This window comes from Pseudazoarcus sp. NS20 (genome assembly GCF_059703745.1).
Genome location: NZ_BAAKIY010000004.1, coordinates 1 through 12,917 on the forward strand (window position 1 = coordinate 1; position 12,917 = coordinate 12,917).

A 12,917-nucleotide genomic window follows, 5' to 3' on the forward strand; every position below is an offset into this window, starting at 1 on the left:
TGGACAGCCAGCGAACCATCGGCCAGCGACCTTGCAGCGCGATAAGCGCTGCCTGGTCCGGGCTGCAGTCATCGACTGCAATGACGTCAACATCCGCGCGTTGCACCGGGACGCTACGTAAAAGCCGCTCGAGCCGATCTGCATCATTGTGGTGTGGGACCACAAGAGAATAAGTCTTCATCGTTTGCTCTTGCGCTGGGACAGTCGCGTGAATTCCTTTGGTTTCCGCGTTATCGGCTGCCCTGTCAGAAGAAGAAGCTCAGTGGAATTCCGTCGCCGACGCTGTACGAATCGGAGCACCTCTGAAGGCCTGAGCCGCCGCAGTGTAGGCCAGACCATGTGGTGGCGGACCATTAACCGTAACACCGCAATCAACGCCTTTGGTCCAAAGCAAAACGCGCGGGCAACGTAGGACGCGGCGTGCATGCGTGCCGGCACACCTAATGCGCAAAGTCGGTCATTTAGCTCGCCGATTACTTTGAGCCTCGCGAGTAGGTCCTTTTCGGAGGCGTCCGTCGTGAGGCTGCCCCAGCGTCGATAGATTCGGTATGTTGGAATACGCTCGGCCCGCGCGTTCCTTGCATGCATTGCAGCCAAGACATTAAACGCGACGTCGTTGCTGCGCCGCACTGGATCAAACCGAAGGTGATGGGTCTCGATGAAAGCTCGAGAATAAACTTTCGCCCAAGGAACTACATGCTGGAGTCGCAAGCGCTGCAGTGAGTCGGCATTAGGTGATTGGGCGTAATCGATGACTAGTTCATTCAACCGTTCGGAGCGGACCGATGGGCTGCCATCGGCCTCCTGCACGGCCTCAGCAAGAAAATAGACCAACTCGTCGTCGGGCTTGAGAACGACGTCAAACGTCTCGAACGCCCCCGGTAGGAATTCGTCATCAGAGTCGGCGAATACAATCCAGCGGCCTGTTGCCGCCTCGAGCCCCACGTTTCGAGCCACTCCTGCACCGCCATTCTCAGTTGTGGACAGCCAGCGAACCATCGGCCAGCGACCTTGCAGCGCGATAAGCGCTGCCTGGTCCGGGCTGCAGTCATCGACTGCAATGACGTCAACATCCGCGCGTTGCACCGGGATGCTACGTAAAAGCCGGTCGAGCCGCTCGGTGTCCTGATAGTGCGGGGCAATTACCGAAAAGTTCATGTTATGTCGACGGAAGTCTGAAGCTTAAAAATCACAACCTGCGCTCGATGAATGTTGGTCTGTGGTCTGCTATGGCGGCCAAATATTTAAGGTATGTTGTTTGGCTACACGTGGCGCGCACTACAGGTTCCAGATATACATATGGGGCCCTCGCGCTTCCCCTCGGTCCGAGCGCTGATGGTGCAGTTCCAAGCGCTGCGTGCAATTAAAACGCACGTCGCACGTCGAGCGCCCGCAAACGCTGTGCCACAATGACCAGAACCGCAGTTTGTTTTCAAAGGCGAAGACAGCTGCGCTGTGTTCGTGGTGCAGGTCAAGGGGCGTTCGGCCAAGAGGAGGAGGCTTCACGACATAAAGCGGAGGCTCGGCCTTTTGTCGTACTCGCGCCTTGGCGGAGTCGTGCTGATTCATGTCATTTCGTCAAGCGGCTGTGAAGCGCGGGAGGTTCGCTGGGGCGCATGACATGCTAGCGTACTCCAACCTCATTTCTTTGTCGCGCGCCTCGGCGCCTCCGTCGCTTTGCGCAGGATCGAAACCTCCCGCGCTTCTGCAAATCGACTTACTTCCATGATTCCGTTGCGTCAAGTAAGCCTTCCTCTGAATAAAGGGGGGGTGTGGGCTGGGCCGGGTAGAAGATTCTTGATCTATGTATCGCGCCTTAACCGTTAGCGTGGCGGTGCCATCGTCTAAAAAAACTTGTTTGGAGCGTTGGCTGACTGTCTGCAAAGTGTTTTACGTCGATCGAAAGGGCGCTGTTTCTAGGCGGTCCATTTCGCTGACTCTATTTTAAATTTCAGTATCACTTTTCGCTCCAACGAAGTTTCCTGCGAAGATTCTATCGAAAAATAGGGCAAGATAAATCCACGCGTACACGTCAACAAAGCGATTTTCCTTTCCATTTGGGCGTGGGGAAGTGATTGGTGTTGGCTTGAGGTTGACGCAAACAACGTTGGTGTGTGTACGTCTAACATTTGAAATGTATGGCTGCAGCCGGCCTCTTGCGGAGATGGCTCGGCTAATTCTATTCTTCTAGTTTTCGTAGAAAGAGGAAAGGATATGGTTCCTTTTTAAATCTTAAGCGTGCCAATTGCTAGAAACAATTGAGCCCGCGATTTTATGTTATGAGCCTCTTGTTTTTTCAAATGATCAACTTCCCAGTGGTTGTCAGAATGCATAAAGCATAACGATTCGTCGGTCGATTCCATTAATCTTAAATTTCGTGCAGCGTAGCCCCCTAGCCCGCGCTTTCTCTCTAGTATGACTTTTCCCTAGAGTTTTCGAAGTTGTCGAGTATTTTTGTGCTTCCGTCGCTGGGCGCGTCGTTGCTGGTGTTAATTTCAAAGTTATCGGAGGTTCAGTTTGTGATGGAGGTTGGTGCGCGCTCCAAGTGCCTTGCCTTATTAAGTGTTGTTACGATGATTGAAAAAGGCATTCCAGTCCGGCGTGTCAGTGTGATGATGCATGGGGCTCGGTTTGAATACTTAAGAGATTGTTTTTTTGGGGCATACGTTCTTTAAAGGGCGTTTGACGCGCCTGGGCGGCGTGTGAGGTAGGGGGCTTGGTTCAAGAATTCTGTTTGTTGAGTGACGACTACGACAATCAACCCAACAAGTCCCGCAGCGCGCCTCTAATGCCCCTAGCGTTCCGGTAGCCGCCATTCAGCAGTAAGCCGAAGGCCATTACGGCGCGCGGTACAAACGCCCTTGCTCTAACCCTTGCTCGCAACGCAAAAATCGCGGCGTCAGCTTCTGCCTGTTCTAGCATGGATTGCAAATTGGGTCTGTGCTTAGGGGGGGCGGAAGTCAAGAGGTAACGAATGCTGTCTATCATTGCCTGTTGCTGCGCCAAGCTATTCTTATCTAATTCGCGAGCGTTCTTGCCAAAAGACCGTTTTAATGTGAGTCTGATCCTGTGTGCCCGGGTAACTTTTACTGTGCGGTTTGCGATGAATTGTGACTCGTTGGAGTCGTGGCGCCGATAGTATTGCAGAACGCTATGATCTATTGTTTTGGCATGCAATCCGGCGGCCAGGGTGACGATCCATTTGTCGTGAGACTTAATGCCCTTCGGAATAGGCAAGCATAAGTCTAGTAACTCGCGACGAATCCCGCAGCAACAGCCCATAACAAAATGCTTCTGACTGAATCCGGCGGAGCGAATCTGGCCCTGTTTGGTCAAGCCAACTTCATTAAGGTTCTCATCTGTTAGTGCAGCATCGTTCATTATCACCAATGCCGTGGGGTTGCGCTCGGCGACGCCAACCATGTGCTCGATCTTCTCGGGGAACCAAACATCATCCTGGTCACTGAGAAATACTAGGTCGCCAGTCGTCTTCATCAAAGCTGCATTGAAATTACCACAATAGCCGAGGTTCTCATCGTTACGATGGAATTCAACGGTAAAGGGGGCGTGCTTGGCAAACTCGCGGATGATGAGCTCAGTATCATCAGTCGAGCAGTCGTCCGTAATGATCAGTTCATCCGGCTGCCGAGTTTGCGTAACGAAACTCTGGAGCTGCTGTTTTATGTATCGAGCTCCATTATAGGTGGCCATCGCGATGGAGATTCTCATGGTAATGACGGCTCCTTTACGTTACCCAGCGTACCTTTCCGCGCGAGTGTGCGGTCAAGAGGTGCATGAGTTCAATTTCCTCCTCGGGGCTGCAATGGCACTCGAGTAGTGTGGCTTCGTCATATTTTATGATCTTTCCTTGAGGGGTGCTTGTCACCCTTGCCGAGACGGGGTCGTCAGACATTGCAAAGATAGTTACTCTTTCTGCGCCGGAAAACAAAAACATAAGTGTCGCACAAATAAGTCCTGATCGTGGTACGCCATTTAGATCTACGGCTAAATCTTTCCGTAGTTTTGCAGATAATTCCTTGATTACCTCTACGGGCAGCTGCTTTGGGTAATACGTTACGTCGTGAGCTTTCTCGAATGCGCTCAGTTTCCCAAAATTGCGTCTGGTGCTTATAAGTTTGGTAGTTCGGGGAAGGGCCGTGTAAAGATCATCTAAATAAGTCTGGTCTTTAATATTTGCCCCTAGGAAGCAGTAATCAGTCCTGGCGCCGAAAACGGAGTGTGGGGTGTTTCTCGGCATGTTTATTCGCACGACTGCATCGTGATTATCGATCAGTATTCCAGTGTCCTCAGTGTGCATGAAGGGGGCGCCGCCAACAATCGCCACACTTTTCCCTTTGAATTCGTTCATCAGGTATCGTCTGAAATGCGGGAAATGCAGCGCCCACGTGAGGTTGGATCTGCTGAGGATATATATTTTGCGAAGGAGGCGGTATGCTGCAGGGAGGGCTTTCAAGATAACCTCCGGATGCTATTGATTAGTTCTCGACTATCGTTCCATGCCTTTGTGGTTGTCGACTCACACGTAAACCTCTCTGTATTGCTCGCGCTGACGCCCTTTCTTCTTCGCGGCGATATCTGTCAGATCATTCTCGCGGATCTGTCGACGACCTACATGTGCGCTTCGTCGATTTCGGCGCCCAATTCGGCTAGTGCGGTTATGGAGTTATTTGCTGTACAGAGGGACGTTCATCTAAAGTTTTCGGATAGTTAGCTTGGTGCTCTAGAACTTAATGGGCCGGGAGTCGTTGGGAAAGGAGAGTGGCCTTGGTGGCTTCAATGTCTTCTGTTCTACGAATGGATTCCGATATCGTGCTAAGTGCGCCGCTCCGGTCGTCTCGCATTTTCATCTCGGTCAGCTGCCATTGCGGGGGAATTGTAGGCTTCGGCGTGTGCAGATGATTGCCACATGGGGGCGGGCGATGGCCTCTAATGAAGTGAATTGCAAGTTCGCGGGGGGCTTCGTTCTGCTCAGTAGTCTTGGCCTCATGTGACCGCGGACCTAGAGAAAGCTTGTGCCTCAAAAGCCAAGTTCGACGCAAGAGGTCAAACGTTAGTTCGGCGCGGGATATGGAAAAGGTCGTTCAGGATTCAGATTAAATCGAAAATCCTCGGGTTGCTCGCGATGCTTGATCGGCTTTATCTATAACGAAATGCTGGAGCAATTCCGTTATGTCCGGTTATGCGTCATTGTCGCGAAAGTGCTCAACTACCGCTTCGATGGTAGTTAGCTTGTCCACGTCCTCGTCGGCGATGTCCTTTCCTGTCAGGTTCTCCAACTCCGTCAGTACGCCGAAGAAGTCCAAGCTGTCAATGCCAAGCGATTTGAACGAAACGTCCCTAGGCGTCGTAGCCGGATCAAGGTTGAGCTTCAGAGTCTTGTTCATAAGTACGATGAGTTGTTCGGGGTTCAACATGATGCAAAGTTCCTAGTTCGATTGTGAAATGATTGCGCTGGCCCAGGACAAGCCCACGCCGAATCCTGAAATTACGACCCGCCGGGCATCTGTATTTAGGGCGTGCCGTTCGAGCAGCAAGGGAATTGAAGACGAAACGGTGTTGCCCGTTTGTTCTATATCCTTGATGAAGCGGTCTCTCAGGCCGGGAAATTTTCCGGAAATGGCGTCCACAATGGCTGCGCTGCCCTGATGGAGGCAGTACATATCCACATCCTCAGGCGCCAACCCACAATTTTCGAGCATTTGAGTAATGTGGGGTGCAACTTGATTTAAGGCGAAGTTAAAGACTTGGCGACCGTTCATGTAAAGAACATGATCAGTTTTCCTCAGATGCTTGGAGCCCGAGCCGTTAGTGCCGTAGGAGACGGTATCCAGTCCCCAGGCTGCGCCCTCGCCAACCCAGGTTGCCGTCGCGGCATCTCCGAACAGCAGGCTGGTCACCTTATCCGCTGGATTGATTATCTTGGAATAGGGGTCTGCCGTCACGAGAATGCCGTTAGAGAGCCCCGATGCCTGCATGAAGCCCTTAAGGATGAAGAGGCCGTAAACGTAACCCGAGCACCCGAGCGAAACATCGAAGGCGGCGACTGTTTCCGGCAGGCCCAGTTTGGTCTGTACGATAGCGGCCGTATGCGGCAGCCCCTCGCCGTCCGGGTTCTGGGTAACCACGATCAACGCGTCTACGTGCGTACCAATTAGTTCAGGGCATTTCGCATACAAGGCCTGAATGGCTTGCACGGCGAGGTCGGAGGTTTCCTGCTCAGCCGCTTTCTGTGGCAGGCGCAGGGCGCCGATCTTGTTGCGGATGAAGTCTTCCGTTTCGCCAAAAGTCGCGGCGCGTGTGAGATTGTTTACCGCGTCGCATGGCACATAGCTGGCAATCGCCTTGATACCTATCATTGGGGGGATCCCACGATAAAACGCATTGCGCCGATGGTGCGGCCATCTACAAACACCTCATTGATACTGAATCGGCCTGCCAGAAGGGTTTTCATTCGGATTTCCATGTGCTGATAGCTAGCGCTTAAAGGCTCGCTCAAGTTGAGTTGGCCGAAGACCCATTGTCCCGTATCTGGCGGACAAATCGCGTAGTTGAGCTGCTTCGTCAGCGCAATCAGCTCCTCTATCGGCGTATAGATCGAGCGCTCCGGCAGGCAGTCGATTCGTGCCACCACGTCCAGTTTTGCCTTCGCTAGCAGCGCCGCCTCATCGAAGGGACGGCGATCTGTCACTGGCCTGTTTGTCTCAACAATCCAGGCCGCTACCGAGGCATCCTGCCCCGGTATACGGAAGCTGACCTGGCCGACCACGCTAGCTACATCCTCCGGACGCTCGGTGGTTATGTCGCAGCCGCTGCTCGCAAAGCGGCGGAAGGTGAGCTGCTCTACATAGGCAGCTGCATTGTTCGCCGCCGTCGGCGCTGCCTGCACAAGGGCGTTGAAAATATCACTGCCGTGCAAATAGGTGCGGCTGCCTTTGTAGCTGATATCAAGTGGAGTGTTCATGTCAATGGAGATGCTTTTTCATCTGGGCGCGCGCATGAAATCAAGCATGCGTGCGCGGTGATTGGTCGCAAAGTTGCCCGAGACCGTCGCGCCCGGCGTAACGTCGTCGATAACGATAGAGCCTGCCATGACCATGGCGGATTGTCCGATAGCGGTGTTTTCCCTCACCATTGCCTGCGTACCGAGGAACGCGTCCTCTCCTACTGTGCTTTTACGGGCGACAACGCAGTGATTTGACACCACAGCGCGCGCGCCTATCTTGGCCTCGTGGCCGACGATGCTGCCCAGTCCGATCAAGGCCGCCTCACCTACTTCGGTCAGGTCGGTGTCGTGCACGGAGCGCACCACGGTAGCGTTGGTCATAAGAATGGCGTGGTCGTGGATGCGCACATAGCCGCCGTGGCGAATCAGGCGCGGTCCAGAAGGCGCCCTGCTGTACAGGATGCCTTCCATGCCCAGCTTTACGCCCGGCTCGATGGTGACATGCGAGCCTATCCACACCGCATCGCGGATGACGACATGCTCGGCGATCGTGACATGGTCGCCGATGCGGCAGCCCGGCGCCACGATGGCGGATGGGTGGATCTTGCAGCCGTTGCCTATGCCTGGCGTGAAGGGCAGCGCATAGCGCCCCTCCTCGATAAAGCGGATATGAATGGAGTAGAAGGTATCGCGCGGCGTTTCCGCCACCATTAGGCCGGGGAGATTGCCGGCCTGCGCTGCGAGTTCGGCCGTGGTCACAATCGCGACCAGGCGCGGATTTTCTAGCGCGCGCTTCAGATAGGCGTAGCTGTCCGCATAGGCCAACAGACCTTCGGCATCCGAATCCACATAGCCCAAGCGGGAAAACTCGACATCCCGCTCAACCCGTCCATACGCGGCAAAATCAGACAACTTCATTGCATTACTCCATCAGCAGGTTTGCAGCCGACACCTCCGCCCGATGCATCAATTGTCGGCAGCGCTCGCGCATTTGCGCCAGCCGCTCCCGGTCTTGCAGCAGGCGAGCCAAGCTCCTGCGAAACGCTTCCTGCATTTGCAGGCGATTGCCCTCTTCGAGTCGCCCCAGATATTCAATGGCCCCTGTGCCCGCCAAAGCCTGGCAGAGGCCGATCTGGTTGTAGGCGACGCTGATCACCAGTGAGGGCAGGTGCATGAAACACTGCTCAAGCAGCATTGTACCGCCCGCGCTGACGGCCACGTCCGCCGCGGCCATCAGCCCTGCCACATTCGGCGGCTGGCGATGCAGGCGGATATGGGCGGAACCGGCGCAGGCAGCGGTCAGGCTCTTGTAATGTGGATTGCCGGCGCCCACGATCACGTCGGTCGTAATCTGCGTGAAGCGGTCGTCGCGCATGGCCTCCAGCACCAAAGCGGTCGCATTGATCTTGTCCACGCCGCCGAAAGCCATCACCACGCGGGGCACACCGCCTTTGTGACGGGTCGCTGCTGCACGGGCGGCGGCAAACTCCGGCCGCAGCAATGCATACTGCGGCCCTACCAGCAGCCGGCAGGACGGCGGCACTCGACCTTGCCAGCGGCGCTCGCCCTCACTCGAATAGGTGGGATCCAGCAGCAATTCGCAGTCGTGACTGCGATTGACCTGGCCGTCGACCGCCATGATCCTGAGGCTCGCGCCGCGTTGGACAGCGCTTTCCCAGCGTGCATCCAGCGCATAGTGGTCCGCCACCAGCCAGCTCGCGGGGCGCTCGCGCAGGACCGCCGTGGTTTCCTCTGCATCGTTCTGCCAGCTCGCGCCGAGCCAGTCAGCATAGGGACTGTCATCGTCCGGGCTGTGGATGGTGTCGGGGGGACTCAGCAGAGCGACACGATGACCCTGCGCGGCAATATGTTCGGCCATATGCCCCTGATGCGGTCGGCAGATGAACGTCGCCTCCGCACCCAGCGCGCGCAGCTCATCGGCCAGCACCAGGCAGCGCATGACATGCCCGGTACCGATTTGCAAACCTGCGTCTACGCGGAAAGCGATATGCCGGGTCACGGCTTGGTCCTAGCCAGCTGCATGGCGGCGAACATGCGTTCGGCCACCCTCCAGTCTTCAGGCGTATCGATGTCCTGCACGCGTTCGCGGGGCAGAATGACGGGCACGGCATTGCCGGCAAACGTGGGGATGTCCTGCTTGACTGCTGCGACTCTGCCCCAATAGAACTGAGCGGCGTCGTGGTAGGCCGGCTCGAGGTCCTGCGTCCGGGTCTTGCGGAATTCGGGGTTGAACATTTCAACCCGCCCCGTCGGCGCAATGCGCAATGCGCGCTGGATGGCGGACGGAAAGCTCGTGACACTGAAGGCGAAATCGCTGTTCGCTGCAATCATGGCCTCGTAGCCGGCGCGGATATTCGCCGGATCGATAAACGGCGCGGCCGGATAGAGCCAGCAGATATGCTCGACCGGACCGTAGATGCGTTCCGCTTGCTCGATGGCGTGAATCACAACGGGACGCGTGGCGGTGTGATCGTCGGCCAGCTCCGCCGGCCGCCTAAACGGAACTTCCGCGCCCCAGGCTTGGGCAATCGCGGCGATTTCATCGTCGTCCGTCGAGACGATGATGTGCGCAAAGAGACCGGTAGCCTTCGCCGCTTCTATCGTCCAGACGATCATCGGCTTGCCGCAGAACTCGCGGATATTCTTGCGCGGAATGCGCTTGCTGCCGCCCCGAGCCGGAATGATCGCGATGGACTTAATGGTCACCGCCGAGCCTCAGGAAAAAAAGCCAACCCAGCGCTCAAGGCTTGGCTCCGACAGCAAAAATGGACCGTGCATGTCCCTTCAAAAAAAAAGGTGCCCACTTGACGTCGGACCTGAAAGGAAGGAGGAAGAAGGCCTTCCAGAATCTAAGTGACCCTTTGTAGTACCACAAGGGCTTGCAGCGCAGCCCAGGAAAGGCATCGACATCTCTGTACCCGGCCAATCTAAGTAACGCCTTTATCGAAGCCGGGGTATACGGCCGGACGTGGGTCGGATCATTATAAAAGTTTCTCCAGTCGTACTGGAAATTGGGGGTCGACAAATACACGACACCACCTGGCTTCAGGCATCTGTATATCTCTGACAAGAAAAGCTCGGGATCGTGCAAGTGCTCCAGCACAGCCAAACTGATCGCTACATCGACACTCTGGGATTCTAGTGGGAAGCGATCAGCTTCAAAATTTGTGGTATCGATATCCAGCCCAATATACTCGCACCCGAGGGCAGTAACGGAAGGCTCTAAGTGGCGATCCCCACACCCCATATCTAGAAAGACGCCGCCGACCGGAAGTTCCCTTCCTTGCAGACGCAACAGATTTTTGAGTGTCACAATTTCTCTTTGCCCCAAGCGTACTCGATTGGGGCTCAGCTGCCCCGAGGGCAAGCGCATCTGCTGATAGGCGTGCTTAATTGCTTTCATATCGTCAAAGTTTGAACAGTGCGAGAAGACTTCTGACCGTCGGATCAAACTGGTCCGGATTGCGATAGATCTGCATATGGTATTCAGCCACATTCCAATATGTTCCCGCTAACAGCAACGCAATCAGGATTTGAGCGCTGAAAAAGAACTCAATATAAGGGCGAGTTGAATCATTGACCTCCACGCCCATGAATTCGATGCGCTCATCGTCCATTGCCATCTTGATGCGCATGCTGCGTCCCTGAGGTAGGGCAATCTGTTGAGAAGACTCGACGATGAGATAGACATCAACTTCAGGCTTACACTCCGACTTTTGTTGGTAGCTCCACATATTGGCTCTCGCCCGAGTCATCAGGCTTCGCCACGGCAAACGCAATGAGTCCGGCCATTGGATCTTATCCAAGTCGCATGGAAAGTGCGCTCGAGACTGTGCATAATTCGCCCGGTCTTGCTCTGTATAGTCTCGATTCACCCCTTGGGTCAGGGGCTCCATACTCACGGTTAAGCTTCCGAGATCAAGGCTGTCGCCGGTAGCCAGCTGGCAGAGCTGTTGTTCCTCCATACCCTGCTCCCGCCAATGTTCGGCAATCTGGGCAGGGGTAGGTTGGGGTTGAAAAGGCGCATGGTGGGCGGCCTTACCTGCAAGTACAAAAGAGCCGGCGGCAGGGACCGTCCGGCGGGCATCAAGTACCTTGGATAGCTGCACGAACTTGTCCAGTTTCGCACGGCGCAACTTCGACGCCCGCTGACGCTTTTCATCATCGGAGTAATTCTTGTAGACGAACGGGAATATGCTAGCTCCAGCATATGGCAGGATGGCCAAATCAAGCGGTCCGTGCTCAGACCGGATCATCTCGGCGTGCCTCTCCTGCATCGGGTTGTCCACGGCAAAAAAACATCTCTGCCCATTGCTATCTCGAACGAACAGGGAGGTGTCTACATCGATACCTGAGTCGTTAGCCAAGTCGTCCGACGAGCCGGAGAACTGCGGGTAGATACGAATCTGATGCGGGCCCAGTGGCACGGTACGGCCGCATTCGATCTCGTGCACATTTTGAAAGCCCAAACTCTTTAGACTCAACATTAACGCAGGCGTTGAGAGCTTGCCAATCAGTATAGGCGTTCGCTTGTCGAAATGATTCAGAGTAACAGCGTCAAAATGATCTGTGTGCAAATGACTGATGTAGATGTAGTCAGGCTGCAAAGCCAGATACTTAGACTTCAGTGCAGTCGGAACGGGTGGATAATTGAACATCGCGCCGTGATAGATGCCATCCGACAACCATGGATCGGACAATAAGGTCAGGCCGTCCGAGAATGTGAACAAAAAACAAGCATTCGTAATGTACTGAACTTGCATGAAATAGCTTCGCAGAGTGATATTAAGTCGAACTAATTACCGCCAGTCTACAAGGACAAACAAACGGCTAAGCATGGGCCTAAATACTACTGATTTATTGTTCGAAGATATCCCATGTCACGGGCATGCCCTTCTTGAGCTTTCGCGCCACTTTTCTGCCCATCAGGGCATCGTAAAACTTGGGCGGAAGGCCCTCACCTGGGCGTACTCGGCGCAGGTTGCGCTCGGTCAGAACATCGCCGGGCTCCATGTCTTCGCCGATGTAGAGGGAGCGACGACGCAGGCGCGACTTTTGTTCTGCCTGGGTCGGGCCATAGTTGACCTTACCAAGCGCCAGCCACGCGCGCTCAGTTTCTATGACTAGTGTCTTCAGTTCATGGGGCTCGAGCGAGAAGGCGGAATCAACACCGCCGTCGGCGCGCGATAGCGTGAAGTGCTTTTCAATAACGGTAGCGCCGAAAGCGACCGAGGCCACGGCGACCCCAACGCCCATGGTGTGATCCGAAAGGCCTACCTCACATCCGAAGAGCTCGCGCATGTGTGCGATGGTGCTGATATTGGTATTTTCCGGGGTGGCCGGATAGGTGCTGGTGCACTTCAGCAGGATCAGTTCGCTGCAACCTGCCGCCCGTGCGGCGTCCACCGCCTCGGCGATTTCGGCCACGGTGGCCATGCCGGTCGAGATGATCATGGGCTTACCCGTGGCGGCGACCTTGCGGATCAACGGAAGATCAATACACTCAAAAGAGGCAATCTTGTAGGCGGGCACATCCAGCGACTCGAGGAAATCGACCGAGCTTTCGTCGAACGGCGAACTGAAGCACAGCAGCTCGCGCTCTTTGGCTTTTGCCATGATGGGCGCGTGCCATTCCCACGGGGTGTGCGCTTCCTGATATAGGTCATGCATGACGCGGCCGTACCACAGTGAATTCGGATCACGATTGGTGAATTCGCCTTCGGCGACATCCAGCGTCATCGTGTCAGCAGTGTACGTCTGAAGCTTGATCGCATGGGCGCCCGCATCCGCTGCGGCATCGACGATGGTAAGTGCCCGGTCCAATGACTGGTTGTGATTGCCCGACATTTCTGCGATCACGAAGGGTTGTTCGTTGGTGCCGATGGCACGATTTCCGATACGGATCATAGGGTCTCTGCGTACTCTATAAGGG

General features: G+C 55.2%; 13 protein-coding genes. All 13 read right to left on the reverse strand.

Features of this window, described 5'->3' with window-relative positions:
• The coding region (locus tag AC6H0W_RS11705; protein WP_497577358.1) for a glycosyltransferase at positions 1-181 on the reverse strand (181 nt) is incomplete at its 3' end.
• Complete coding sequence (locus AC6H0W_RS11710; protein WP_497577359.1) at positions 178-1,158, reverse strand: glycosyltransferase family 2 protein; 981 nt, start codon at positions 1,156-1,158, stop codon at positions 178-180. The genes AC6H0W_RS11710 and AC6H0W_RS11705, both read right to left, overlap by 4 nt.
• Before the next feature lie 1,599 nt (positions 1,159-2,757).
• Entirely contained in the window at positions 2,758-3,729 is a 972-nt protein-coding gene (locus tag AC6H0W_RS11715) for a glycosyltransferase family 2 protein (RefSeq protein ID WP_497577360.1), read from the reverse strand.
• Positions 3,730-3,745: 16 nt separating this feature from the next.
• Positions 3,746-4,474: a glycosyltransferase family 29 protein gene (locus tag AC6H0W_RS11720; RefSeq protein ID WP_497577361.1), complete on the reverse strand. Its 729-nt coding sequence runs from the start codon at positions 4,472-4,474 to the stop codon at positions 3,746-3,748.
• Between the two features lie 724 nt (positions 4,475-5,198).
• Complete coding sequence (locus AC6H0W_RS11725; RefSeq protein ID WP_497577362.1) at positions 5,199-5,435, reverse strand: phosphopantetheine-binding protein; 237 nt, start codon at positions 5,433-5,435, stop codon at positions 5,199-5,201.
• 12 nt (positions 5,436-5,447) lie between these two features.
• Positions 5,448-6,377 carry a ketoacyl-ACP synthase III gene (locus AC6H0W_RS11730; protein WP_497577363.1) on the reverse strand — a complete coding sequence of 310 codons (930 nt, stop codon included), beginning with the start codon at positions 6,375-6,377 and terminating at the stop codon, positions 5,448-5,450.
• Positions 6,374-6,982 carry a hypothetical protein gene (locus AC6H0W_RS11735; protein ID WP_497577364.1) on the reverse strand — a complete coding sequence of 203 codons (609 nt, stop codon included), beginning with the start codon at positions 6,980-6,982 and terminating at the stop codon, positions 6,374-6,376. The genes AC6H0W_RS11730 and AC6H0W_RS11735 overlap by 4 nt, the downstream gene beginning before the upstream one ends.
• 18 nt (positions 6,983-7,000) lie before the next feature.
• Positions 7,001-7,882, reverse strand: coding sequence for an LbetaH domain-containing protein (locus AC6H0W_RS11740; RefSeq protein WP_497577365.1), 882 nt, complete (start codon positions 7,880-7,882; stop codon positions 7,001-7,003).
• 4 nt (positions 7,883-7,886) lie between these two features.
• Positions 7,887-8,984 (reverse strand): UDP-2,4-diacetamido-2,4,6-trideoxy-beta-L-altropyranose hydrolase, encoded by a 1,098-nt coding sequence (gene pseG, locus AC6H0W_RS11745; RefSeq protein ID WP_497577366.1) that lies wholly within the window; start codon positions 8,982-8,984, stop codon positions 7,887-7,889.
• Positions 8,981-9,691 (reverse strand): pseudaminic acid cytidylyltransferase, encoded by a 711-nt coding sequence (gene pseF, locus AC6H0W_RS11750; RefSeq protein ID WP_497577367.1) that lies wholly within the window; start codon positions 9,689-9,691, stop codon positions 8,981-8,983. The genes pseG and pseF overlap by 4 nt, the downstream gene beginning before the upstream one ends.
• Before the next feature lie 34 nt (positions 9,692-9,725).
• The gene (locus AC6H0W_RS11755; RefSeq protein WP_497577368.1) at positions 9,726-10,481 is read right to left on the reverse strand and encodes a class I SAM-dependent methyltransferase; all 756 of its coding nucleotides are present in this window, start codon (positions 10,479-10,481) and stop codon (positions 9,726-9,728) included.
• Positions 10,393-11,748 (reverse strand): MBL fold metallo-hydrolase, encoded by a 1,356-nt coding sequence (locus AC6H0W_RS11760; RefSeq protein ID WP_497577369.1) that lies wholly within the window; start codon positions 11,746-11,748, stop codon positions 10,393-10,395. Before AC6H0W_RS11760 ends, AC6H0W_RS11755 begins: the two co-directional genes overlap by 89 nt.
• Before the next feature lie 94 nt (positions 11,749-11,842).
• Entirely contained in the window at positions 11,843-12,892 is a 1,050-nt protein-coding gene (gene pseI / locus AC6H0W_RS11765; protein ID WP_497577370.1) for a pseudaminic acid synthase, read from the reverse strand.
• Positions 12,893-12,917 lie beyond the last annotated feature (25 nt).